This window comes from Escherichia ruysiae, from assembly GCF_031323975.1.
Taxonomy (GTDB): Bacteria; Pseudomonadota; Gammaproteobacteria; order Enterobacterales; family Enterobacteriaceae; genus Escherichia; species Escherichia ruysiae.
The window spans coordinates 3,491,288-3,516,163 of record NZ_JAVIWS010000001.1 but is presented as its reverse complement, the minus strand read 5'-3'; the positions used below and the strand labels follow the sequence as shown (position 1 = coordinate 3,516,163).

The 24,876-nt window shown below is 51.6% G+C and carries 20 protein-coding genes; 3 read left to right on the top strand and 17 right to left on the bottom strand.

The window, feature by feature from the left end; all coding sequences use genetic code 11:
- Window positions 1-164: 164 nt before the first annotated feature.
- The 17 genes from accA to rpsB form a co-directional block, all read right to left on the bottom strand.
- Window positions 165-1,124 carry an acetyl-CoA carboxylase carboxyl transferase subunit alpha gene (gene accA, locus RGV86_RS16925; protein ID WP_000055746.1) on the bottom strand — a complete coding sequence of 320 codons (960 nt, stop codon included), beginning with the start codon at window positions 1,122-1,124 and terminating at the stop codon, window positions 165-167.
- 12 nt (window positions 1,125-1,136) lie between these two features.
- Window positions 1,137-4,619, bottom strand: coding sequence for a DNA polymerase III subunit alpha (dnaE, locus tag RGV86_RS16920; protein ID WP_021550226.1), 3,483 nt, complete (start codon window positions 4,617-4,619; stop codon window positions 1,137-1,139).
- A 36-nt stretch (window positions 4,620-4,655) separates the two neighbouring features.
- Complete coding sequence (gene rnhB / locus RGV86_RS16915) at window positions 4,656-5,252, bottom strand: ribonuclease HII (protein ID WP_000569438.1); 597 nt, start codon at window positions 5,250-5,252, stop codon at window positions 4,656-4,658.
- Window positions 5,249-6,397, bottom strand: coding sequence for a lipid-A-disaccharide synthase (gene lpxB / locus RGV86_RS16910; protein ID WP_000840598.1), 1,149 nt, complete (start codon window positions 6,395-6,397; stop codon window positions 5,249-5,251). Before lpxB ends, rnhB begins: the two co-directional genes overlap by 4 nt.
- A complete protein-coding gene (gene lpxA, locus RGV86_RS16905; protein ID WP_000565979.1) occupies window positions 6,397-7,185 on the bottom strand; it encodes an acyl-ACP--UDP-N-acetylglucosamine O-acyltransferase in 789 nt (262 codons plus the stop codon). Before lpxA ends, lpxB begins: the two co-directional genes overlap by 1 nt.
- A gap of 3 nt (window positions 7,186-7,188) precedes the next feature.
- On the bottom strand, window positions 7,189-7,644 hold the full coding sequence (gene fabZ, locus RGV86_RS16900) for a 3-hydroxyacyl-ACP dehydratase FabZ (protein ID WP_000210739.1): 456 nt from the start codon (window positions 7,642-7,644) through the stop codon (window positions 7,189-7,191).
- A 104-nt stretch (window positions 7,645-7,748) separates the two neighbouring features.
- Window positions 7,749-8,774 (bottom strand): UDP-3-O-(3-hydroxymyristoyl)glucosamine N-acyltransferase, encoded by a 1,026-nt coding sequence (gene lpxD / locus RGV86_RS16895; protein WP_001139279.1) that lies wholly within the window; start codon window positions 8,772-8,774, stop codon window positions 7,749-7,751.
- A gap of 3 nt (window positions 8,775-8,777) precedes the next feature.
- Window positions 8,778-9,263: a molecular chaperone Skp gene (skp, locus tag RGV86_RS16890; protein ID WP_000758956.1), complete on the bottom strand. Its 486-nt coding sequence runs from the start codon at window positions 9,261-9,263 to the stop codon at window positions 8,778-8,780.
- A gap of 121 nt (window positions 9,264-9,384) precedes the next feature.
- Entirely contained in the window at window positions 9,385-11,817 is a 2,433-nt protein-coding gene (gene bamA, locus RGV86_RS16885; RefSeq protein ID WP_001240898.1) for an outer membrane protein assembly factor BamA, read from the bottom strand.
- A gap of 29 nt (window positions 11,818-11,846) precedes the next feature.
- Window positions 11,847-13,199: a sigma E protease regulator RseP gene (gene rseP, locus RGV86_RS16880; protein WP_000948224.1), complete on the bottom strand. Its 1,353-nt coding sequence runs from the start codon at window positions 13,197-13,199 to the stop codon at window positions 11,847-11,849.
- Window positions 13,200-13,210: 11 nt separating this feature from the next.
- Window positions 13,211-14,068 (bottom strand): phosphatidate cytidylyltransferase, encoded by an 858-nt coding sequence (cdsA, locus tag RGV86_RS16875; RefSeq protein WP_000922432.1) that lies wholly within the window; start codon window positions 14,066-14,068, stop codon window positions 13,211-13,213.
- Window positions 14,069-14,080: 12 nt separating this feature from the next.
- Window positions 14,081-14,839: a (2E,6E)-farnesyl-diphosphate-specific ditrans,polycis-undecaprenyl-diphosphate synthase gene (gene ispU, locus RGV86_RS16870; RefSeq protein WP_001517776.1), complete on the bottom strand. Its 759-nt coding sequence runs from the start codon at window positions 14,837-14,839 to the stop codon at window positions 14,081-14,083.
- 188 nt (window positions 14,840-15,027) lie between these two features.
- Window positions 15,028-16,224: a 1-deoxy-D-xylulose-5-phosphate reductoisomerase gene (gene ispC / locus RGV86_RS16865; protein ID WP_000811945.1), complete on the bottom strand. Its 1,197-nt coding sequence runs from the start codon at window positions 16,222-16,224 to the stop codon at window positions 15,028-15,030.
- Between the two features lie 92 nt (window positions 16,225-16,316).
- Window positions 16,317-16,874, bottom strand: a complete 558-nt coding sequence (gene frr, locus RGV86_RS16860; protein ID WP_000622418.1) for a ribosome recycling factor — start codon at window positions 16,872-16,874, stop codon at window positions 16,317-16,319.
- A gap of 291 nt (window positions 16,875-17,165) precedes the next feature.
- Entirely contained in the window at window positions 17,166-17,891 is a 726-nt protein-coding gene (gene pyrH, locus RGV86_RS16855) for a UMP kinase (RefSeq protein WP_000224573.1), read from the bottom strand.
- 146 nt (window positions 17,892-18,037) lie between these two features.
- The gene (gene tsf / locus RGV86_RS16850; RefSeq protein ID WP_000818112.1) at window positions 18,038-18,889 is read right to left on the bottom strand and encodes a translation elongation factor Ts; all 852 of its coding nucleotides are present in this window, start codon (window positions 18,887-18,889) and stop codon (window positions 18,038-18,040) included.
- A gap of 258 nt (window positions 18,890-19,147) precedes the next feature.
- Entirely contained in the window at window positions 19,148-19,873 is a 726-nt protein-coding gene (rpsB, locus tag RGV86_RS16845) for a 30S ribosomal protein S2 (protein ID WP_000246882.1), read from the bottom strand.
- A 367-nt stretch (window positions 19,874-20,240) separates the two neighbouring features.
- Here rpsB and map point away from each other — a divergent pair, with 367 nt between their 5' ends.
- The 3 genes from map (at window position 20,241) to dapD (ending at window position 24,767) form a co-directional block, all read left to right on the top strand.
- Window positions 20,241-21,035, top strand: a complete 795-nt coding sequence (gene map, locus RGV86_RS16840; RefSeq protein ID WP_001018198.1) for a type I methionyl aminopeptidase — start codon at window positions 20,241-20,243, stop codon at window positions 21,033-21,035.
- Between the two features lie 204 nt (window positions 21,036-21,239).
- A complete protein-coding gene (gene glnD, locus RGV86_RS16835) occupies window positions 21,240-23,912 on the top strand; it encodes a bifunctional uridylyltransferase/uridylyl-removing protein GlnD (protein WP_001094592.1) in 2,673 nt (890 codons plus the stop codon).
- Between the two features lie 30 nt (window positions 23,913-23,942).
- Complete coding sequence (gene dapD, locus RGV86_RS16830) at window positions 23,943-24,767, top strand: 2,3,4,5-tetrahydropyridine-2,6-dicarboxylate N-succinyltransferase (protein WP_001186663.1); 825 nt, start codon at window positions 23,943-23,945, stop codon at window positions 24,765-24,767.
- The last annotated feature ends 109 nt before the right edge of the window (window positions 24,768-24,876 follow it).

The window sequence follows — 24,876 nt, the reverse complement described above, 5'->3', positions numbered from 1 at the left end:
GTATATTGGTATATGCCTCCGAAATCGGAGTTATCAACATGAGTTCAAGAATTTTTGGGATGGGGAAAATGAAAGTGAGATTATCTAAATGTATTTATAATATGACTAAATAAACTACATACAAAAAAGGTCACCGAAGTGACCCTTTTCAGAACATTTGCTGATTACGCGTAGCCGTAGCTCATCAGGCGCTGATAACGACGATTTTTTAAATCTTCAGTGCTTAACACGTCGAGATCGGCCAGATCCGCCAGCAGTTGCGCTTTCAAAGACGCCGCCATCGCTTCCGGGTTACGGTGAGCGCCGCCCAGCGGTTCCGGGATGATGGAGTCGATCAATTTCAGTTCTTTCAGACGCGGAGCGATGATGCCCATCGCTTCAGCCGCCAGCGGCGCTTTATCGGCGCTCTTCCACAGAATGGACGCACAACCTTCCGGCGAGATAACAGAATAGGTGCTGTATTGCAGCATATTCACTTTATCGCCCACGCCAATCGCCAGCGCGCCGCCAGAACCACCTTCACCAATAACGGTACAAATAGTCGGTACGCTCAGGCGAGACATCTCACGCAGGTTGCGTGCGATGGCTTCTGACTGACCACGCTCTTCTGCGCCCACGCCCGGATATGCCCCCGGTGTGTCGATAAAGGTGATGATTGGCATCTTAAAGCGTTCAGCCATTTGCATCAGACGCAGTGCTTTGCGGTAACCTTCTGGCGCTGGCATACCAAAATTACGGCGAATTTTCTCTTTGGTTTCACGACCTTTCTGGTGACCAATAATCATCACCGGACGACCATCAAGACGTGCGATGCCACCGACGATAGCTTTGTCATCTGCATACGCGCGGTCACCTGCCAGTTCGTCAAATTCATCAAATGCCAGGCGAACGTAATCCAGGGTATAAGGACGCTGTGGATGGCGAGCCAGTTGCGCAATTTGCCATGCACCGAGATCGGCGAAGATTTTACGCGTCAGTTCTACGCTTTTTTCACGCAGACGATGCACTTCTTCATCGATGTTAATATCCAGTTTCTCATCCTGGCGGCTAACCGCAGTCAGAGAATCGATTTTCGCTTCCAGCTCTGCAATCGGCTGTTCAAAATCAAGGAAATTCAGACTCATAGTATTCCTGTATTAGTCAAACTCCAGTTCCACCTGCTCCGAACCAATGAGGCCACGGAGATCGTTTAATAAACGATCGCTCGGAGAGACACGCCACGTCGCGCCAAAACGCAACCGCGCACGTGCATCCGCCCTCTGATAGTAGAGATGTACTGGAATTGTCCCAGAGCGGTGGGGTTCCAGAGACTGACGGAGTCGGTTTAAAAGCTGGTCATCAATTTGCCTGTCCGTCAGCGAGATAGCAAGCCCGCGAGCATATTTTTCCCGGGCTTCGTCAATATCCATCACTTCGCGAGCGGTCATTTTAAGCCCACCGCTGAAGTCATCAAAGCTGACCTGTCCGCTGACGATAAGTATGCGGTCTTTTTCCAGCAATTGCTGGTATTTATCCAGGGCGTCAGTAAACAACATGACTTCCAGGCGCCCGGAACGGTCATCCAGCGTGCAGATACCGATACGATTGCCGCGCTTGGTGACCATAACCCGCGCGGCAATAACGAGCCCCGCAGCCGTGGTGACTTTACCACGTTCTGTCGGGTGCATGTCTTTCAGCCTTACGCCTCCGACATAACGCTCAATCTCTTTTAAATACTGGTTGATAGGGTGTCCCGTCAGGTACAGACCTAACGTTTCACGTTCCCCATCTAACACCACCTGCTCCGGCCACGGTTGGCAGCTGGCGTAGGATTGTTCAATTTGCTCAGGCTCTTCCGCCAGTACGCCAAACATATCGGCCTGGCCGATGGCTTCTGCTTTCGCGTGTTGATCTGCCGCTTTTAACGCATCGCCCAGCGAGTTCATCAGCGCCGCACGGTGTGGCCCCAGACGGTCAAACGCCCCGGACATGATCAGTTTTTCCAGCACCCGCCGGTTCAACTTTTTCGTGTCGGTACGGGCGCAGAGATCAAAAAGCTCGCGGAAGTAACCACCTTTATTTCGGGCTTCGATGATTGCCTCAATTGGCCCCTCACCTACCCCTTTGATGGCGCCAATACCATACACGATTTCGCCGTCGTCGTTGACGTGGAAATGGTAAAGACCGGAGTTTATATCCGGCGGCAGGATTTTCAGCCCCATCCGCCAGCACTCATCCACCAGGCCAACCACCTTCTCGGTGTTGTCCATATCGGCGGTCATTACCGCCGCCATAAACTCCGCCGGATAGTGCGCCTTCAGCCATAACGTTTGATATGACACCAAAGCATAGGCTGCGGAGTGCGATTTGTTAAATCCGTAACCGGCGAATTTCTCCACCAGGTCGAAGATTTTCATCGCCAGTTCGGCGTTGATCCCGTTCTTTTCTGCACCTTCAGCAAATACAGAACGCTGCTTAGCCATCTCTTCCGGCTTTTTCTTACCCATCGCACGGCGCAGCATATCCGCGCCACCGAGGGTATAACCAGAAAGCACCTGCGCAATCTGCATGACCTGTTCCTGATACAGGATGATGCCGTAGGTTGGCTCCAGTACCGGTTTCAGGCTTTCATGCTGCCACTGTACGTCCGGATAGGAGATTTCTTCGCGACCATGTTTACGGTCGATAAAGTTATCCACCATCCCTGATTGCAACGGGCCGGGGCGGAACAGTGCCACCAGGGCTATCATATCTTCGAAGCAGTCAGGTTGCAGACGCTTGATCAGGTCTTTCATGCCGCGCGATTCAAGCTGGAATACCGCCGTGGTTTCCGAGCGTTGCAGCATGTCAAAACTTTTCTTGTCATCCAGCGGGATCGCAGCGATATCCAGCGGCGGCTCGCCATTCTTCGCTCGCCGCTTGTTGATCATCTCCAGCGCCCAGTTGATGATGGTGAGCGTACGCAAACCAAGGAAGTCGAACTTCACCAGCCCGGCATATTCAACGTCGCTTTTATCAAATTGAGTGACTGGATGTTTGCCCTCTTCATCGCAATAAAGCGGCGCAAAATCGGTAATTTTGGTCGGCGCGATAACCACCCCACCGGCGTGTTTACCAGCGTTACGGGTGACCCCTTCCAGCTTGCGCGCCATGTCGATGAGCGCCTTAACTTCTTCATCCGCTTCGTAGATTTCTGGCAGTTGCGGTTCAGCTTCAAACGCTTTCGCCAGCGTCATCCCCGGATCGGGCGGGATCAGTTTCGAGATACGATCGACAAAGCCATATGGATGCCCTAGCACGCGACCTACGTCGCGGATCACCGCTTTTGCCGCCATCGTACCGAAGGTGATGATCTGCGATACCGCATCACGACCATACATGTCCGCCACGTGTTCGATAACCTGGTCGCGTTTCTCCATACAGAAGTCAACGTCAAAGTCAGGCATGGAGACACGTTCCGGGTTAAGGAAACGTTCGAACAGCAGGTCAAATTCCAGTGGATCGAGGTCGGTGATTTTCAGCGCATAAGCCACCAGTGAACCCGCACCGGAGCCACGGCCTGGCCCTACCGGTACGCCGTTATCTTTCGACCACTGGATAAATTCCATAACGATGAGGAAGTAGCCGGGGAAGCCCATCTGGTTGATAACCTGAAGTTCAGTATCCAGACGTTCGTCATATTCCGGGCGACGCTTAAGACGCTCTTCCTCGTCAGGGAATAAAAATGCCAGACGCTCTTCCAGCCCTTCTTTTGCGCGCTTGACCAGATAATCTTCGGTGCTCATGTCCCCGGTCGGGAACTGTGGCAGGAAGTATTCACCAAGACGCACAGTTACGTTACAGCGTTTGGCGATCTCAACGGTGTTGGCAAGGGCTTCGGGGATGTCGGCAAACAGCTCGCACATCTCCTCTTCGCTACGCATATATTGCTGCGGCGAATAGTTACGCGGGCGTTTAGGATCGTCGAGGGTAAAGCCGTCGTGGATCGCGACGCGGATTTCGTGTGCGTCAAAGTCGCTGCTGTCGATAAAGCGCACGTCGTTGGTCGCCACGACGGGCAAACCGCGCGCTTCCGCCAGTTCCACCGCCGCGTGCAAATAGCTTTCTTCGTCCGGTCTGCCGGTGCGAATCAGTTCGAGAAAATAGCGATCCGGGAAGTGTTCTTCATAAAACGCGACACACTCATCTACCAGCGCGCTGTTACCACGCAAAAGACTGCGTCCGACGTCGCCCATGCGCCCGCCGGAAAGAAGGATCAACCCTTCGTTTAATTCGATAAGCCAGTCGCGATCGATGATCGGCCCGGCGGCACCGTACCCGCGCTGATACGCTTTTGAGATCAGCAACGTCAGATTCTGATAGCCGGTATTGTTCGCCGCCAGTACCGTCAGGTGGGTTAACTCATCACCCAGCAGGTCGCACTGGACATTAAAATCCGCCCCGACGATGGGCTTAATCCCTGCGCCATGTCCCGCTCCGTAGAACTTCACCAGACCGCAAAGGTTGGTGAAATCGGTGATCGCCAGTGCAGGCATACCCAACGCCGCCGCCTTTTTTACCAGCGGCGCGGTTTTTGCCAGGCCATCGATCATCGAGTAGTCGCTGTGCACCCGCAGGTGAACGAAACGTGGTTCAGACATCTTCAGATTCCGGTTTACTTAATCTCGACACAAGAATCAGGACGCAAGTCCCAGTGCGCGTTTGACAGGGCCAAAGCTGCGCCGATGGTGTTCGGTCGCGCCGTGTTCAGCCAGTTTTTCAAGATGAAAAGCTGTTGGATACCCTTTGTGTTGGGCAAAACCATATTGTGGATAAACAATGTCCAGTGCCGCCATTTCAGCGTCGCGCGTCACTTTCGCCAGAATAGACGCCGCACTGATTTCCGGCACGCGGCTGTCGCCTTTAACTACAGCCATCGACGGCATCGGTAATTTCGGACAGCGGTTACCATCAATCAACACATATTCCGGGACGATATGCAGTCCCGCAACCGCACGCTGCATCGCCAGCATGGTCGCGTGTAGAATATTCAGTTCGTCGATTTCATGAGGTTCAGCGCGACCCAGACTCCAGCTTAACGCTTTCTCTTTAATCTCTTCATACAACGCCAGACGGCGTTTTTCGCTCAGCTTTTTGGAATCATTCAGCCCGACAATCGGGCGCGCCGGGTCGAGGATTACGGCAGCGGTGACAACCGCGCCAACCAACGGCCCACGTCCGACTTCATCCACACCCGCAACGAGCTGCGTGTGCGGATAAACAAATTCGATCATTGTGCTAACTCCAGAACGGCTTGTGCCGCCTGCTCATCGGCATTGCAGCGGATCTGCTGATGCAGTTCGCGGAAGGTGTCGTGCATCGCGTGGCTGGTTTTCCCGTTCGCCAACAGCGGTAACAACGCCTCTGCCAGTTTTTGCGGCTCACACTCTTCCTGCAATAACTCTTTGACTAACTCTCTGCCCGCCAGCAAATTGGGTAGAGAGACATAATCAGTTTTCACCAGTCGCTTCGCCAGCCAGAAGGTGAAAGGCTTCATGCGATATCCCACCACCATCGGGCATTTCGCCAGCATACACTCCAGTGCTGCCGTACCCGACGCCAGTAGCGCCGCATCGCTTGCCACCATCGCCTCACGCCCCAATCCATCTAAGAGATGAACAGCAAGGTCTGGCGCAACTTCAGCTTTGATGCGTTCAAACTGCTCGCGGCGTTTGGCATTCACCAGCGGCACCACAATCTCAAGATCGGGATATGTCTGGCGCAAAAGCTGAGCCGTTTTCAGGAAATCGGCACTAAGCATCTCAACTTCCGCACCACGACTGCCAGGCAGCAACGCCAGGCAGTGGGCATCATGGGGGATCCCCAACACATCACGGGCGGCGTTTTTATCTGGATCTAACGGCATGGCATCAGCCATGGTGTGACCGATAAAACGACACGGCACGTTGTATTTGTCATAAAACGCTTTTTCGAAAGGCAGAAATGCGAGCACCAGATCGGTGGCTCTGCCTATTTTGAAAACGCGTTTCTGTCGCCACGCCCAGACGGACGGACTGACGTAATGAATGGTTTTGATACCCTGCTTTTTGAGGTTACCTTCGAGGGTAATGTTGAAATCAGGCGCATCAATGCCGACAAAAACATCTGGCTTCAGTTCACCAAAACGCTTTGTCAAATCGGCACGAATATACAGTAAGCGACGCAAACGGCCGAGCACTTCCACAATGCCCATCACCGCCAGCTCTTCCATTTCGTACCAGGCTTCGCAGCCTTCAGCCTGCATCCGTGGCCCGGCAACACCAACAAAGCGGGCGTTGGGCACACGTTCTTTCAGAGCGCGGATTAAACCGGCTCCCAGGATATCGCCGGAGGTTTCTCCGGCGACCAGGGCAATCGTTAATGGACGCTGTTCAGCCATTAACGAATCAGACCGCGCGTTGAGCGTGCAAAGAAATCGGTAAACGCTTTCACTTCCGGATAAGTTTCCGCCAGTTCAGCAATTTCCGGTTTCACTTCATCGAGCGTTTTACCGCTGCGATAAATCAGCTTATACGCATTGCGGATAGCAGTAATCGCCTCACGGCTAAAACCGCGACGCTTCAGCCCTTCGATGTTGACACCGAACGGCGTTGCGTGGTTACCCTGCGCAATGACATAAGGAGGGACGTCCTGCGCCACACCGGAGCAACCGCCAACCATCACGTGCGCACCAATGATGCAGAACTGATGGACTGCGGTCATGCCGCCGATGATCGCGAAGTCATCTACCGATACGTGCCCCGCCAGCGTTGCGTTGTTGGCGAGAATACAGCGGTTACCTACCGTACAATCGTGCGCAATGTGCGCATTGATCATCAGTAAGTTGTCGCTGCCCACCTTCGTCAATCCACCGCCCTGGACTGTGCCACGATGAATGGTGACGCTTTCGCGAATGCGGTTACGATCGCCGATTTCCACACGGGTCGGTTCACCAGCATATTTCAGATCCTGGTTAACTTCGCCGATGGAGGCGAACTGATAAATCTCATTGTCGCGACCAATTTTAGTATGGCCATTCACGACAACGTGAGATTTCAGTACGGTCCCCTCACCAATTTCAACATGGGGTCCAACGATACAAAAAGGACCAATGTGAACGTTGGCACCAATCGACGCGCCCTCTTCCACAATGGCGGTTGGATGCACAAAGGCGGATTTATCAATCACGTATCAGGCCTCCCGGCTACGAGCACACATCATCGTTGCTTCGCAAACTACTTTACCGTCGACCAGAGCAACCCCTTTAAAGCGGGTCAGGCCACGGCGCGTTTTTTCGAAAGTGACTTCCATGATCATTTGATCACCTGGCACGACCGGGCGCTTAAAGCGCGCTTCGTCAATACCAGCGAAGTAGTACAGCTCACCCGGTTCCAGTTTTCCTACGCTTTTAAACGCCAGAATACCTGTTGCCTGTGCCATTGCTTCCAGAATCAGCACACCCGGGAAAATCGGTTTTCCAGGGAAATGGCCCTGGAAGAATGGCTCATTGACAGAGACATTTTTTACTGCGCGCAGAAAACGACCTTCTTCAAAATCCAGCACGCGATCCACCAATAAGAACGGGAAACGGTGCGGCAGAAGTTCTAAAATCTCTTCAATCTGCAGAGTATGAGTGTTAGTAGTCAAGATACTCTTCCTGTCAAAATATAAGAAACGACAATAATAACACGGCCTGCCGCAATCGTAAGAATGAGACAGGCCGTAAAGTTTGGCGAACAAAAGATGGAACGTTAGTCTTGTTGATTAACCTTGCGCTCAAGCGATTTCAGACGCTTGCTCATATCATCAATGTTCATCACCAGTGCAGCGGTTTTGCGCCAGACTTTGTTGGGTTGCAGCGGAATGCCTGAGGAATAGACGCCAGGTTCAGTGATGGGACGCATCACCATCCCCATGCCCGTAACCGTCACTTTATCGCATATTTCCATATGCCCGTTGATTACGCTGGCACCGCCGATCATGCAGTAACGACCAATTTTCAGGCTGCCCGCCATAATGACGCCACCGGCAACCGCCGTATTGTCGCCAATCACGACGTTATGTGCAATCTGGCACTGGTTATCAATGATCACGCCATTGCCGATAATGGTGTCATCCAGCGCACCGCGATCGATGGTAGTACAGGCGCCGATCTCCACGCGATCGCCAATAATCACGCGACCAATCTGAGGGATCTTCACCCAGTTACCACGATCGTTGGCATAGCCAAAGCCGTCCGCACCTACCACCGTTCCGGATTGAATCAGGCAATTCTGACCGATCTGGATCTCGTGGTAAATGGTTACGTTCGCCCAAAGGCGCGAACCTGCGCCGATTTTGCTATTTTTACCAACGAAGCAACCGGCACCGATAATCACGTTATCGCCCAGCTCAACGCCGGACTCAATCACCGCGTTAGCACCAATTGAGACGTTGTTACCCAGCTTCGCCGTTGCATCGATCACTGCACTGGGTGCAATGTTCTGCGCGGGCTGTGGCGTGGTATCTAAAATTTGCGCCATGCGCGCGTAAGTCAGGTAGGGATTCTTCACTACCAGCGCGGCACTTTTCGCGAAAGGAAGATCGTCCTGGGTCATGACAACCGCAGACGCCTGGCACAAGCCTAAATGCTCACGGTATTTTGGGTTAACCATGAACGTGATGTGACCTGTTTGTGCAGATTGCATGGACGCAACGCCGGTGATGACGATATCGCCATCACCGTGTAGTTCTGCATCCAACTGCTGCGCTAAATCAGCCAGTCGAATTGAAGGCATTACTTATTTAACCTGTTTCAGTACGTCGGCAGTGATGTCTTTTACATCGCTGCTGTTGTAAGCAACGGCGTTTGCATCAACAACCAGGTCGATATCCTGGCTGTTGGCAACGGATTTCACAGCAGTCTGGATACGAGTAACCAGTTTGCCGCGTTCTTCGTTGGAACGACGTGCGCGATCCTGCTCAAAAGCCTGCGCTTTCTGAGCAAAAGTCTGGCGCTGAGCCATCACGTCTTTTTCCAGCTTAGTACGATCACTACCGGCTTTCATAGACTGCAGCTTTTTCATTTTAGCTTGCAGATCGGTTTCCATACGCTGCAGTTCGCTGGCACGGCCTTTGAACTCATTTTCCAGCGTGTTAGAAACACCGGTTTTCTGTGCTACCTGCTGGAACAGGCTGCCCATATTGACGATTGCAATTTTGTCAGCCGCCTGAGCAGAAGTTGCCAGTGCTAAACCGAGACCTGCAGCTAATAACCACTTTTTCACAATAAACTCCTTACCATCCCATTTGCACCGGAGGGTGCAGTTCTTTGCGTGGCCCGGCGATCTTATATTGATCGCCTAAAGTCATCGCTACACTACCACTACATTCCTTTGTGGAGAACACTTACCAGGTTTTACCAATGTTAAACTGGAACTGTTCTGCCTTGTCTCCATCGTACTTTTTGAACGGCTGGGCGTAGGAGAACACCAACGGCCCCAATGGGGACATCCATTGTAATGCGATACCCGCAGACATACGGATATTGCTTGGATCACTATAGTCCGGATATCCAGAATATTGGCTGGAATCCCAGTTTGTATCCCAAACGGTGCCCATATCCCAGAAGAAGGAAGTACGAACAGAGTTAGCATACTTGTCGCTAATGAACGGCGTCGGGGTGATGAGTTCGAGGCTGGCAACCGCCATGGCGTTACCGCCTACAGCATCATCCGATTTACACAGGTCTTTCGCTCCGTCCTGAGTCGCACATTCGTAATCATAGTCTGGGTCATAATTACTGGCCTGATGCGGGAAGTAAACCGCTTTTGGACCGATGGTGTTGGACTGGAAGCCACGCACGGTGCTGGAACCACCAGCATAGAAGTTCTCGTAGAACGGCATCTCTTTGCCGCCTAAACCATCACCATAACCCCAGCGGGTACGACCCAGAACAACCCATTTGTGATCGTCGTCGATCGGTACATAGGTCGCCGTGTCTAACGTCACTTTGTAGTATTCGTTATCCGATCCCGGAATGGTCACTTTACCGGTCAGGTTGACACGTGAACCATCTGTCGGGAAATAACCACGGTCAAGCTTGTTATAGGTCCAACCATAGTTGAACGTGAAGTCGTCCGTTTTGAAGCTGTTATCCTGATCAGAGGTGCTCGGATGTTCACCCATAGAGTACAGATAACGCCACATCGCAACCTGCGGCTGCATGTTGGACAGGGAGTTATGTACATAACCCAGACCTGCACGCAGCGAGTTGTATTCGTTGATCGGGAAGCCCAACGTCACGTCTGTACCATAACTCTTGTTGGTATAGTCGGACAGGTCGGCGTCATCTGCCTGGAAGTCATTATAGAAGAGACGGCCACCGAGGCTTACGCCATCTACGGTGAAGTACGGGTTGGTTACCGACAGTTCAGCATAGGTCTGGTAATCGTTTTTGGTTCCGTTGATACCAACGGCATAACCCGTACCTAACCAGTTATCCTGTTGCACGCCAGCCTGGAAGCTCACGCCACTTTCAGTACCGTAACCAATACCGAAGTTGAAGCTACCGGTGTTACGTTCTTTCACCTTGTAGACTACATCAACCTGGTCCGGGCTACCCGGAACACGTTGGGTATCGGTATCGACCGTTTCAAAGAAGCCAAGACGATTCAGACGCTCCTTACCCTGATCGACCAGATCGCTACCCAGCCATGCACCTTCCATCTGACGCATTTCGCGACGCAGGACGGCATCTTTCGAGGTATCGTTACCTTCAAAACGGATCTTACGCACGTAGAAACGGTTACCCGCATCAACGTTCACGCGTAATTTAACGGTTTTGTCGGCATCGTTAATTTCAGGCATCGACTGTACGCGCGGATAGGCATAACCATAGCGACCGAGAAGCTTTTTAATGTCATCTTCCATCTTGGTCACTTTGGTGCCGTTATACAGCTCGCCCGGCTCGATCTTAGTTAGCTGCTCAATTTCAGCGGAGTGCCCGGCAAGGTTACCGCTCACTTCAACCCCAGAAAGCTTGTACTGATCGCCTTCGGTGATGTTCACCGTGACGTAAATACCTTTTTTATCTGGCGTCAGACTGACCTGGGTCGAGTCGATGTTGAAACGGGCATAACCGCGATCCAGATAGTAGCTGCGCAGGGTTTCAAGGTCGCCCGCCAGTTTTTGTTTCTGGTATTTACGATCGCCTACCACGTTCCACCACGGCACTTCGTCACGCAGTTGGAAATGAGAGATCAGTTCGTCGGTGGTGAAAGCATGGTTACCAACAATGTTAATTTGCTGGATTTCAGCTGACACACCTTCCTGGAACACCAGTTTTAGGTCAACACGGTTGCGCGGCAGCGGGGTCACGACAGCTTTAACGCTGGCGCTATATTTACCGACGCTATAGTAGAAGTCTTCCAGACCTTTTTCGATATCAGCAATGGTGGTGCGATCAAGAGATTCGCCCACACGCACGCCAGAAGCCTCGAGGTTTTGCTTCAGCATGTCATCTTTCACCGATTTGTTACCGGAGAAAGTGATGCTGGCAATGGTCGGACGTTCTTTTACCTGAACCAGAAGGGTATCACCATCACGAAGGACACGAACATCCTCAAAGTTGCCGGTAGCAAACAGAGCGCGAATGGTATTACTGATATCTTCATCATTAACCGTGTCGCCTGTGCGCACCGGCATACTGAGGAGGGCCGCACCAACGGCGACACGCTGAAGGCCTTCGAAATGAATATCTTTCACTACGAACCCTTCAGCACCGTATACGGTGGCGCTGCTAAACAGCAGCGACGCTATGAGCAACTTTTTCATCGCCATCGTTATTATGCGTTCTTCCTAACTAACTCTCATAACCGAGAGAAATCATTGAAAAGTGCAAGCCCCATTAACAGCACCAGCAGAATCGAGCCAATGCGATAACAAAAGTCTTGAACCCGCTCGGATACCGGTCCGCCCTTGATCTTTTCGATCGCAAGGAACAGCAGATGCCCCCCGTCAAGTACGGGCAACGGAAACAGGTTAATTATCCCTAAGTTCACGCTAATAAGCGCAAGAAACGGTAGATAATAAACAACCCCGAGTTCCGCTGTCATCCCAGCCCCCTTGGCGATAGAGATCGGCCCACTGAGGTTGTTCAGTTTCACATCACCGGTGATCAATTTTCCCAGCATACTGACCGTCAGCTTCATCAACTGCCACGTTTTGTCCGTGGCTTCGACGATGGCGTTGAACGGCCCATACTGGCGTACAACTTTATACTCATCTGGCAGAGGAATGACTTTCGGCTCAATACCGACAAAACCAATCGCCTTACCATTACCCGGTTTACTCTCCGGGATTAATGTCAAAGACAAGGGACTCCCCTGCCTTTCGATTTCCAACGCTAAGGATTTACCCGGATTATCCCGGACAAGCAACACAAAGGTCACCCATTGCGTTAATGGCTGACCATCGACTTTAACGATCCTGTCGCCTGCTTGCAAACCCGCCTTGTTTGCCGCCGAGTTTGGCTGCACATTTTCCACTACTGGTTCAATTTGCGGCCCACGGGGACGAATCCCCAAAGAAGATACTGGATCTTCTTTATCAGGCTCAAACGCCCACTGACGTAAATCGAGCTTTACATCCCGCCGTTGGTCGCTGCCAAATGGCGCTACCGTAATGGTGGTGCTTTCATCGCCAATTTTATCGACCAACTGCAAACGCACGGCATCCCAATCAGGCGTTTCGATACCATCTACGGCTTTTAGTTCCGTTCCTGGTGCAATTTGTGCTTGCGCAGCTATCGAATTGGCTGCTATTTCGCCAACCACCGGACGTACACCAGGCACACCGATGATAAAAACCAGCCAGTAAGCAAAGATAGCAAAAATGAAGTTTGCAACCGGACCTGCGGCAATGATCGCCGCACGTTGGCCAACAGATTTATTATTGAAGGCATGGTGGCGAAGCTCCGGAACAACCGGTTCAGCACGCTCATCCAGCATTTTGACATAACCGCCCAAAGGGATCAGGGCGATGACATATTCGGTGCCTAGCTTATCAGTTCGGCGCCAGAGCGCCTTACCAAAACCTATAGAGAAACGCTCAACGCGAACACCGCAACGCCGGGCAACCCAGAAATGACCAAATTCATGCACGGTGATGAGTACACCCAATGCAACGATGAACGAAGCCAAATCCCAGAGAAAACTCAGCATAATACCTTCCGTTAAAGCGTCCTGAATACCAGCAACAGCAGGCAAGCAAAGACCGGTACAGCAGCCGTCAGGCTATCAATACGATCCAAAATACCGCCATGTCCTGGAATTAAATGACCGCTGTCCTTAATTCCTGCTTCACGCTTAAACATGCTCTCGGTCAGATCGCCGAGCACTGAAGCTAACGCTGCGACAATAGAGCAAATGAGTAAGGTGACGGGTGCAACGTCCAGATTCGCCCACATGCCATAACCCCATGAGATTACCGCTGCGGTCGCGAGTCCGCCAATAAAGCCTTGCCAGGTTTTACCTGGAGAAACCTTCGGTGCCAGCTTATGTTTGCCAAACAATTTGCCAAACATATATGCGCCAGAGTCAGCGCCCCAGACCAGGATCATGACATAGAGCAACCATATCGCGCCACTGTAATGATTCTCGTCATAGTGCCAGGCCCGTAACGCCAACATGCCCCAAAAGAAGGGAACAATGGTTAGCACGCCAAAGATAATGCGCAATGTTCTGGAGTTACGCCATATTGTCGCGGAACCGGGATAGAATAACACCAGCAATAGCGCGGCAACCCACCAGCCAAGCGAAGCCCAAAGTGAGACCTCAACCAGTGGTTGATGGATATTTCGGTGATATTCCGGCAACAGAAAAAGCATCAGCGCCAACAATAACCCGCACAGCACCGCCAGCCATACCCGCTGCGAGCGAGAGGTAAAACCGCTAAGCTGTCCCCATTCCCACGCTGCCAGCATACAGACTACCAGCGTAACAATAGCGAACCCTACCGGCGGCAATAAAAACAGCGCCGCGATGACGACAGGTATTAAAACAAAAGCAGATATCAGGCGATACTTCAGCAAAAGCGACCCCCATCAGGCTGTTTCATCACCGGGCTCGGTGCCGCCGAAACGACGCTCTCGATTAGCAAAGGCATTTAGTGCCCCTTCAAAGTCTTGTTCATCGAAATCGGGCCAGAGAACATCTGTAAAGTAAAGTTCGGCATAGGCAATTTGCCAAAGCAAAAAGTTACTAATGCGATGCTCCCCCCCAGTCCTAATTACTAAATCTACAGGGGCCAGTTCATGCATACAGACATGCTGGTTTAGCATCTCTTCATCTATCTGATCTGGTTGCAGGTTTCCTTGCTGCACCTTTTCAGCCAGTTGCCTGACACCCTGGACTATATCCCAACGTCCACCGTAGTTCGCCGCAATATTCAACGTCAGACCGGTATTCCCGGCAGTTAACGCTTCAGATTTACGAATACGTTCTTGCAAACGCGAGTTAAAACGACTGGTATCGCCAATAATACGCAGACGCACATTATGTCGGTGCAGGCTTTTTACTTCGCTATCAAGCGCCCACACAAACAGTTCCATTAACGCACTGACTTCCTGCGCTGGTCGGTTCCAGTTTTCACTACTAAAGGCATACAGCGTTAACGCCTCAATACCGTTGTTGGCCGCAAAAGAGACAGCCCGGCGGACGGATTTTGCCCCGGCTTTATGCCCAAAGGCACGAATCTTCCCTTGCTTTTTTGCCCAGCGCCCGTTGCCATCCATAATGATCGCGACATGGCGACAGCCATGAACTGGCAATTTTTCGCTAAGTGGTTGAGTAGCAGACAACATCACGCGTTTCTTATTCCCTGACAGGGTTTACGGTACTCAGGAATACTGAAGCCTATACAAAAAAAAGCCGTGTAAAACCACGGCATACCTGATCTTAGAAAGCCAACTACTTACGATCAGATGGCGCAGACTATATCACTGAAGCCCTACGCTAACAAATAGCACGACTCTCTGTAGCCGGATTATCCTCAGCTTGCGAGACGCATCACCTCTTTTCTGGCGACGTCACGCGCACAGGCATCGACAGACAACACATCGTCCACGCATTGTGGTTCGCGCATATCCATTTTTTCCAGAACGGATAAATTCAATGCGGCGATATCCGTAAAGCGGATTTGTTGCGCAAGAAACGCAGCAACGGTGATTTCGTTTGCGGCATTCAATGCAGTCGTCGCAGCCTGGCCTTGTTCGAAAGCATCCATCGCCAGTTTCAGGCATGGATAGCGATCATAATCCGGTGCGGCAAATGTCAAAGCACTCAGTTTGCAAAAGTCGAGCGCCTTCACACCAGAGTTCACGCGATTCGGCCATGCCATGGTGTGGGCAATTGGCGTACGCATATCAGGTTCTCCCAGTTGCGCCAGAACGCTGCCGTCCTGATAACGCACCATTGAGTGAATCACTGACTGCGGGTGAATCAGCACTTCCATCTGGCTGGCACTGGCGTTAAACAACCAACGCGCTTCAATGTATTCCAGACCTTTGTTCATCATGGTAGCCGAATCGACAGAAATTTTACGTCCCATCGACCAGTTCGGATGACGGCAGGCTTGATCGGGCGTCATTGTTGCCAAATCGTGCAATGGCGTCTCACGGAAAGGGCCACCAGACCCGGTAAGTAAAATGGACACCACGCCATTTTGCTCAAGGTCAGCGTATCCCAGATTGTGCTGGATAGGTTGCGGTAAACTCTGAAAAATGGCGTTATGTTCGCTATCGACCGGTAATAACTGCGCTTTACTCTGCTTTACGGCGTCCATAAACAGACGTCCACAGGTGACCAGTGATTCTTTGTTGGCCAGCAGTATGGTTTTACCCGCGCGGATAGCAGCAAGCGTAGGTAACAGGCCTGCAGCACCGACAATCGCCGCCATCACCTGATCAACATCTTCAAGCGCCGCCATATCGCAGGCAGCCTGCTGACCGCTTAAGACTTCAGTGCAACTACCCTGTTGTTGTAGCGTCGTTTTAAGAAGTTTCGCACTCGCTTCATCGTCCATTACGGCATAGCGGGGAGAGAATTCCAGGCACTGTTCTACCATGCGAGTGACATTTTTGCCTGCCACCAGCGCAACTACGCGGAAGTGTTCGGGATTATGGCGCACCACGTCCAGCGTGCTGCAACCAATCGAGCCGGTCGAGCCCAGAATGGTGAGTTGCTTCATGAAACATCCAGAGTTGAGACAGAATAAAAAGCAAAACGCCGCCAGCCGATCCGCAAGGATCTACTGAGCGGCGTTTTTTGTCGTTCAAGAAATCAGAACTGCATCAGTTCTGCTTCTTTGTCTGCCAGCGCCGCTTCAATTTTCTTGATTGCAGCATCAGTCAGTTTCTGTACATCGTCCTGAGAACGGCGATCGTCGTCTTCGCTGATCTCTTTATCTTTCAACAGTGCTTTCACTTTGTCGTTCGCATCACGACGCACGTTACGTACTGCAACACGCGCCTGTTCAGCTTCACCACGAACGATTTTAGTCAGATCTTTACGACGTTCTTCCGTCAGCGGCGGCAGCGGAACGCGGATGTCGCTACCTGCAGAGTTCGGGTTCAGGCCGAGATCGGACGCCATAATCGCTTTTTCAACGGCCGGAGACATTGAACGATCAAACACGTTGATTTTCAGAGTGCGGGAATCTTCTACCGTTACGCTTGCCAGCTGACGCAGCGGCGTCGGCGTGCCGTAATATTCCACGACAATGCCATCCAGCAGGCTGGGAGAAGCACGACCCGTGCGTATTTTGCTGATTTGGGTTTTGAACGCTTCGACGCATTTGTCCATGCGTACTTCAGCATCTTTTCTGATATCGCTAATCACGTTACGAATCCTTGAAAACTTGTCTCAGTCAGACCAGACAGTCACACACAGTGGAAGTGTGCTAAGTATAGCCCTGATTAAACATATTACGGGTAATCGTCTGGATTATTAGGCTATTTTATTTGCCATTTTGACCCCGGGCAGTGCTCACTATCCTCACGTACTTATGTACGCTCCGGTTGCTGCGCGCTGGCCGTGACCAAACTGCCTGCAACAATAACGCCTTATAACCAGACTTACGCCCCCGCGATACTTATGCGGAATCTTACCCTTATTTATCCATCACGGGAATTATTCCGTGATTAAAGTCCCTTCTTTTTCACCCATTACCACACGGCGCAGCGCACCCGGTTTGTTCATGTTGAAAACACGAATCGGTAATTTGTGGTCACGAGCCAGCGTAAAGGCCGCCAGATCCATTACTTTCAGCTCTTTTTCCAGCACTTCACTGTAGGTCAGCTGCTCGTACATAGTTGCAGTTGGATCTTTCGCCGGGTCAGCGGTAAACACACCGTCAACTTTGGTTGCTTTCAGCACCACATCGGCTTCAATTTCGATACCACGCAGACAAGCTGCGGAGTCAGTGGTAAAGAATGGATTACCAGTACCGGCGGAGAGGATCACCACACGGTTGTTGCGCAACAGACTGATAGCTTCTGCCCAGCTGTAGCTGTCGCATACGCCATTCAATGGAATAGCGGACATCAGACGAGCGTTCACATAGGCGCGGTGCAGTGCATCACGCATTGCCAGACCGTTCATTACGGTAGCCAGCATCCCCATGTGGTCGCCCACAACGCGGTTCATACCCGCTTTCGCCAGACCAGCGCCACGGAACAGGTTACCCCCACCAATCACCACACCAACCTGAATACCCAGTTCAACCAGTTCTTTGATTTCCTGAGCCATGCGATCCAGTATGCTTGCATCAATACCGAAGCCTTCAGTGCCCTGCAGAGCTTCGCCACTCAACTTAAGCAGAATGCGTTTATAGACGGGTTTTGCATTGGTAGCCATGTTTCTTTCCTGAGACTGTCAACGATTGAAATGAATTAATACTAGCGACATTGTACGTCGCTTTTCAGCGCAGCCCCATAAGGGTTAGCTGAATTTACAAGATGGGCGCAAAAAGAAGCCGCCCTCAGGCGGCTCCTTTTCGATAATTAAGACTGCTTGGACATCGCAGCAACTTCTGCTGCAAAGTCAGTCTCAACTTTCTCGATACCTTCACCCACTTCGAAGCGGATGAAGCCAGTCACTTCAGCGTTATGCTCTTTCAGCAGCTGACCAACAGTTTTTGCCGGTTCCATAACGAACGGCTGACCGGTCAGAGAAACTTCGCCGGTGAATTTCTTCATGCGGCCTTCAACCATTTTCTCTGCGATTTCTTTCGGCTTACCAGACTGCATCGCGATATCCAGCTGTACCTGGTATTCTTTCTCTACCACTTCAGCAGATACGTCTTCCGGCTTGATGAATTCCGGCTTGCTTGCAGCAACGTGCATAGCGATGTGTTTAACCAGCTCTTCGTCAGCGCCTTTAGCAGCAACCAGAACGCCGATACGCGCACCGTGCTGATAAGAACCCAGAACGTCGCCTTCCAGCGCAGCAACGCGGCGAATGTTGATGTTTTCACCAATTTTCGCTACCAGCGCAACGCGTTCTTCTTCGAACTGTGCTTTCAGAACTTCAACGTCAGTGATTTTGCCAGCAACAGCTGCGTCCAGAACTTTGTCTGCGAACGCCTGGAAACCAGCGTCTTTTGCTACGAAGTCAGTCTGGCAGTTAACTTCCAGAATGATGCCGTAGTTGCCGTCGATTTTGGTTTTGATCACGCCATCAGCAGCAACGTTGCCTGCTTTTTTCGCTGCTTTGATAGCACCGGACTTACGCATGTTTTCGATTGCCAGCTCGATGTCGCCGTTAGCTTCAGTCAGTGCTTTTTTGCAATCCATCATGCCTGCGCCAGTACGCTCACGCAGCTCTTTTACCAGGGATGCGGTAATTTCAGCCATTCTAAAATCCTCGGAGATGTGATCTGCCCGGAATTAAACCGCACAGATATAAAAGTGAAAAAGGGGGCCATATACAGGCCCCCTAACCAAACGTGTACTACCTGGTCTATAAGGGCTCTCCCCCCTTCATATTTCGCGCCGCAGATGCGTTGTCTTCGCTCGCTCATCCCGGTCACTTACTGATGTAAGCTCCCAAGAATTATCGAGCTTGCCGCCTTTCTGCAACTCGAACTATTTTGGGGGAGTTATCAAGCCTTATTACTCAGCTTCTACGAAGCTTTCTTCCGCCTGGGAAGCCAGATCCTGAGAACGGCCTTCACGTACGGTTGCAGCTACAGCGCCCAGGTACAGGGTCACAGCACGGATTGCGTCGTCGTTACCCGGGATAACGAAGTCAACACCGTCCGGATCAGAGTTGGTATCAACGATAGCAAATACCGGAATACCCAGGTTGTTTGCTTCTTTGATAGCAATGTGTTCGTGGTCAGCATCGATTACAAACAGAGCGTCCGGCAGACCGCCCATGTCTTTGATACCGCCCAGGCTGTTTTCCAGTTTCTCCAGCTCACGAGTGCGCATCAGCGCTTCTTTCTTGGTCAGCTTGTCGAAAGTACCGTCCTGAGACTGAGTTTCCAGGTCTTTCAGACGTTTGATGGACTGACGAACGGTTTTCCAGTTAGTCAGCATACCGCCCAGCCAGCGATGGTTCACGAAGAACTGGTCGCAGCTCAGAGCAGCGTCTTTCACCGCTTCGCTTGCAGCGCGTTTAGTACCAACGAAAAGGATTTTACCTTTGCGAGAAGCAATCTTGTTCAGTTCAGCCAGAGCTTCGTTGAACATCGGTACAGTTTTCTCAAGGTTGATGATGTGAACTTTGTTACGCGCACCGAAGATGAACGGCTTCATTTTCGGGTTCCAGTAACGGGTCTGGTGACCGAAGTGAACACCAGCCTTGAGCATGTCGCGCATGGAAACAGTTGCCATGATTAAAACCTCTATATAAAAGTTGGGGTTATGCCTCCACGTATCCCATATTACCGACCCCAAAGGGCACCCCGGAATATGTGCCGATACGTGTGTGTTGTTACACAAAGTGAGATTGTCGCTCCCGTCCAGTCTGTGTATACGAAATGGATCGGAAGTCCGGCGCGCTTTATACCACAAATACGCCGTGGACTCCAATAATTGTTGGCGCTGTGTACAGCATCAGACGCTGAATTTTCTATTATAGAAAACCCTCGGTGGCACGTTTCGCGAAGTTCAGAATGATTCTCAATTTGACAGGGTGTGATACCATTGACAGCACTTACATATATATTGTCGGTATCACCGACGCTGATGGACAGAATTAATGGCTATCTCAATCAAGACCCCTGAAGATATCGAAAAAATGCGCGTCGCTGGCCGCCTGGCTGCCGAAGTGCTGGAGATGATCGAACCCTATGTTAAACCGGGCGTCAGCACCGGCGAGCTGGATCGCATCTGTAATGATTATATTGTTAATGAACAACACGCGGTTTCGGCCTGCCTCGGCTATCACGGTTATCCGAAATCCGTTTGCATCTCTATTAATGAAGTGGTGTGCCACGGTATCCCGGACGACGCCAAACTGCTGAAAGACGGTGACATCGTTAACATTGACGTCACCGTAATCAAAGATGGTTTCCACGGCGACACCTCGAAAATGTTTATCGTCGGTAAACCGACCATCATGGGCGAACGCCTGTGCCGCGTGACGCAGGAAAGTCTGTACCTGGCGCTACGCATGGTAAAACCAGGTATTAATCTGCGCGAAATCGGCGCGGCAATTCAGAAATTTGTCGAAGCAGAAGGCTTCTCTGTCGTTCGTGAATATTGCGGACACGGTATTGGTCGCGGCTTCCACGAAGAGCCGCAAGTGCTGCACTATGACTCACCTGAAACCAACGTCGTGCTGAAACCGGGGATGACCTTCACCATCGAGCCAATGGTCAACGCGGGTAAAAAAGAGATCCGCACCATGAAAGATGGCTGGACGGTAAAAACCAAAGATCGCAGCTTGTCTGCACAATACGAGCATACTATTGTGGTGACTGATAACGGCTGCGAAATTCTGACGCTACGCAAGGATGACACCATCCCGGCGATAATCTCGCACGACGAATAAGAGGCAGACAAACGCAAAAATGCCTGATGCGCTACGCTTATCAGGCCTACTTTCTCCTGCAATATATTGAATTTGCAAGGAGTTGTAGGCCGGATAAGGCCTTCACGCCGCATCCGGCATGAACACGTGCACTTTGTCAACAATCTGAAGCCGGCGAATGCCGGCTTTTTTAATGCGATAATTTAATCTTATGGGTGGCGCACAATGAATACCCTTCCAGAACAGTACGCAAATACCGCTCTCCCCACCCTGCCCGGTCAACCGCAAAATCCATGCGTCTGGCCCCGTGACGAATTAACCGTCTCTGGGATAAAAGCCCATATTGATACCTTTCAGCGTTGGCTGGGCGATGCCTTTGATAGCGGGATCTCCGCAGAACAGTTGATTGAAGCCCGCACCGAGTTTATCGACCAACTCCTGCAACGCTTGTGGATTGAAGCCGGTTTCAGTCAGATTGCCGACCTGGCGCTGGTCGCTGTCGGTGGCTATGGTCGTGGCGAGCTGCATCCACTTTCGGACGTCGATTTACTGATCTTAAGCCGCAAGAAACTGCCGGACGACCAGGCACAAAAAGTAGGCGAGTTGTTAACGCTGCTCTGGGATGTGAAGCTGGAAGTCGGTCATAGCGTGCGGACACTTGAAGAATGCATCCTGGAAGGGTTATCGGATTTAACCGTAGCCACCAATTTAATTGAATCACGCTTGTTGATTGGCGATGTTGCGCTATTTCTCGAACTGCAAAAACACATTTTCAGCGAAGGATTCTGGCCTTCCGACAAGTTCTACGCGGCGAAAGTTGAAGAACAGAACCAGCGCCACCAGCGTTACCACGGCACCAGCTACAACCTTGAGCCAGACATCAAAAGCAGCCCCGGGGGCTTGCGTGATATTCACACTTTACAGTGGGTGGCCCGCCGTCATTTTGGCGCAACATCGTTGGATGAAATGGTCGGGTTTGGCTTCTTAACCTCAGCGGAGCGAGCGGAATTAAACGAATGTCTGCATATATTGTGGCGTATTCGCTTTGCCCTGCATCTGGTCGTCAGCCGTTACGATAACCGCCTGTTGTTTGATCGCCAGCTTAGCGTCGCCCAGCGTCTGAATTACAGTGGTGAAGGTAACGAACCGGTCGAGCGGATGATGAAGGATTACTTCCGCGTCACGCGCCGCGTCAGCGAACTCAACCAGATGCTGCTACAACTGTTTGATGAAGCCATCCTCGCCCTGCCCGCCGATGAAAAGCCGCGTCCGATTGACGATGAGTTTCAGCTACGCGGTACGCTTATCGACCTGCGTGATGAAACACTATTTATGCGCCAGCCGGAAGCCATCTTGCGTATGTTCTACACTATGGTACGCAACAGTGCGATCACCGGCATTTACTCCACCACGCTGCGCCAGTTACGTCACGCCCGCCGTCATCTGCAACAACCACTGTGCAACATTCCGGAAGCGCGAAAGCTATTTTTGAGCATTCTGCGTCACCCCGGCGCAATGCGTCGCGGGTTACTGCCAATGCATCGCCATAGCGTGCTGGGCGCCTATATGCCCCAATGGTCGCATATCGTCGGGCAGATGCAGTTTGACCTGTTCCACGCTTACACAGTGGATGAACATACCATTCGCGTGATGTTGAAACTGGAGAGTTTTGCCAGTGAAGAAACGCGCCAGCGCCATCCGTTGTGTGTGGACGTCTGGCCGCGCCTGCCATCACCAGAGCTGATTTTTATCGCCGCACTGTTTCACGATATCGCCAAAGGGCGCGGCGGTGACCACTCCATACTCGGCGCACAAGACGTGGTGCATTTTGCCGAACTGCACGGCCTGAACTCGCGCGAAACGCAACTGGTCGCCTGGCTGGTTCGCCAGCACTTGCTGATGTCGGTCACCGCCCAGCGCCGCGATATTCAGGATCCGGAAGTCATCAAACAATTCGCCGAAGAAGTACAAACGGAAAATCGACTGCGTTTTCTGGTCTGTCTGACGGTAGCCGATATTTGCGCCACTAACGAAACGCTGTGGAATAGCTGGAAGCAGAGTCTGTTGCGCGAACTCTATTTTGCCACCGAAAAACAGCTACGACGCGGAATGCAAAACACGCCAGATATGCGCGAACGAGTTCGCCATCACCAGCTTCAGGCACTGGCGCTGCTGCGTATGGACAATATCGACGAAGAGGCGCTACACCAGATCTGGTCACGCTGTCGCGCTAACTATTTTGTCCGCCATAGCCCAAATCAACTGGCCTGGCACGCTCGCCATTTATTACAACATGATTTAAGCAAGCCGCTGGTATTACTTAGCCCACAGGCTACGCGCGGCGGTACGGAGATATTTATCTGGAGTCCTGATCGGCCGTATCTGTTTGCTGCCGTGTGTGCCGAATTAGACCGCCGCAATTTAAGCGTTCATGACGCGCAAATTTTCACGACCCGCGACGGTATGGCGATGGATACCTTCATTGTGCTGGAGCCGGATGGCAGCCCGCTATCCGCAGATCGCCATGAGGTTATTCGCTTTGGCCTGGAGCAAGTACTGACACAAAGTAGCTGGCAGCCACCGCAGCCGCGTCGTCAACCCGCCAAATTACGTCACTTTACTGTTGAAACCGAAGTGACGTTTTTGCCGACCCATACCGACCGAAAATCATTCCTCGAACTGATCGCCCTCGACCAACCAGGACTGCTGGCACGGGTGGGGAAAATTTTTGCCGATCTGGGAATTTCGCTTCATGGCGCCCGAATTACAACCATTGGTGAGCGAGTAGAAGATTTATTCATAATCGCCACCGCCGACCGACGTGCGCTTAATAATGAGTTGCAGCAGGAAGTGCATCAGCGGTTGACAGAGGCCCTCAATCCAAACGATAAAGGGTGATGTGTTTACTGATATGAAAAGAGTTTAACAATGCAGCAGTTACAGAACATTATTGAAACCGCTTTTGAACGCCGTGCCGAAATCACGCCAGCCAATGCAGACACTGTTACCCGCGAAGCGGTAAATCAGGTGATCTCGCTGCTGGACTCCGGCGCGCTGCGTGTTGCGGAAAAAATTGACGGTCAGTGGGTGACGCATCAGTGGTTGAAAAAAGCGGTGCTGCTCTCTTTCCGTATTAATGATAATCAGGTGATCGAAGGGGCAGAAAGCCGCTACTTCGATAAAGTGCCGATGAAATTCGCCAACTACGACGAAGCACGTTTCCAGAAAGAAGGCTTCCGTGTTGTACCACCAGCGGCGGTACGTCAGGGTGCGTTTATTGCCCGTAACACCGTGCTGATGCCGTCTTACGTCAACATCGGCGCATATGTTGATGAAGGCACCATGGTTGATACCTGGGCGACCGTCGGTTCCTGTGCGCAGATTGGTAAAAACGTGCACCTGTCTGGCGGTGTAGGCATTGGCGGCGTGCTGGAGCCGCTGCAGGCTAACCCGACCATCATTGAAGACAACTGCTTCATCGGCGCGCGCTCTGAAGTGGTTGAAGGGGTGATTGTCGAAGAAGGTTCCGTTATTTCCATGGGCGTATACATCGGTCAGAGCACCCGTATTTACGACCGTGAAACCGGCGAAATCCACTACGGTCGCGTTCCGGCAGGCTCTGTGGTTGTTTCTGGCAACCTGCCGTCGAAAGATGGCAAATACAGCCTTTATTGTGCCGTTATCGTTAAGAAAGTTGACGCGAAAACTCGCGGTAAAGTCGGTATCAACGAACTGCTGCGTACCATCGACTAAAAGTATGCAAACGGGCAGCACGATGCTGCCCGTGTGCTTTCTGACTCAGATTAATTCGCCCTACTCATTCTTGTCCCTTCTTTTAAATACTTTTTCATCTTTTTTGGAC

What these genes read in the sequence shown, in the direction of transcription:
- accA (WP_000055746.1), bottom strand. Translation starts at nt 1,124, where the DNA reads ATGAGTCTGAATTTCCTTGATTTTGAACAGCCGATTGCAGAGCTGGAA.
- dnaE (WP_021550226.1), bottom strand. Translation starts at nt 4,619, where the DNA reads ATGTCTGAACCACGTTTCGTTCACCTGCGGGTGCACAGCGACTACTCG.
- rnhB (WP_000569438.1), bottom strand. Translation starts at nt 5,252, where the DNA reads ATGATCGAATTTGTTTATCCGCACACGCAGCTCGTTGCGGGTGTGGAT.
- lpxB (WP_000840598.1), bottom strand. Translation starts at nt 6,397, where the DNA reads ATGGCTGAACAGCGTCCATTAACGATTGCCCTGGTCGCCGGAGAAACC.
- lpxD (WP_001139279.1), bottom strand. Translation starts at nt 8,774, where the DNA reads ATGCCTTCAATTCGACTGGCTGATTTAGCGCAGCAGTTGGATGCAGAA.
- bamA (WP_001240898.1), bottom strand. Translation starts at nt 11,817, where the DNA reads ATGGCGATGAAAAAGTTGCTCATAGCGTCGCTGCTGTTTAGCAGCGCC.
- rseP (WP_000948224.1), bottom strand. Translation starts at nt 13,199, where the DNA reads ATGCTGAGTTTTCTCTGGGATTTGGCTTCGTTCATCGTTGCATTGGGT.
- ispU (WP_001517776.1), bottom strand. Translation starts at nt 14,839, where the DNA reads ATGTTGTCTGCTACTCAACCACTTAGCGAAAAATTGCCAGTTCATGGC.
- ispC (WP_000811945.1), bottom strand. Translation starts at nt 16,224, where the DNA reads ATGAAGCAACTCACCATTCTGGGCTCGACCGGCTCGATTGGTTGCAGC.
- pyrH (WP_000224573.1), bottom strand. Translation starts at nt 17,891, where the DNA reads ATGGCTACCAATGCAAAACCCGTCTATAAACGCATTCTGCTTAAGTTG.
- tsf (WP_000818112.1), bottom strand. Translation starts at nt 18,889, where the DNA reads ATGGCTGAAATTACCGCATCCCTGGTAAAAGAGCTGCGTGAGCGTACT.
- rpsB (WP_000246882.1), bottom strand. Translation starts at nt 19,873, where the DNA reads ATGGCAACTGTTTCCATGCGCGACATGCTCAAGGCTGGTGTTCACTTC.
- map (WP_001018198.1), top strand. Translation starts at nt 20,241, where the DNA reads ATGGCTATCTCAATCAAGACCCCTGAAGATATCGAAAAAATGCGCGTC.
- glnD (WP_001094592.1), top strand. Translation starts at nt 21,240, where the DNA reads ATGAATACCCTTCCAGAACAGTACGCAAATACCGCTCTCCCCACCCTG.
- dapD (WP_001186663.1), top strand. Translation starts at nt 23,943, where the DNA reads ATGCAGCAGTTACAGAACATTATTGAAACCGCTTTTGAACGCCGTGCC.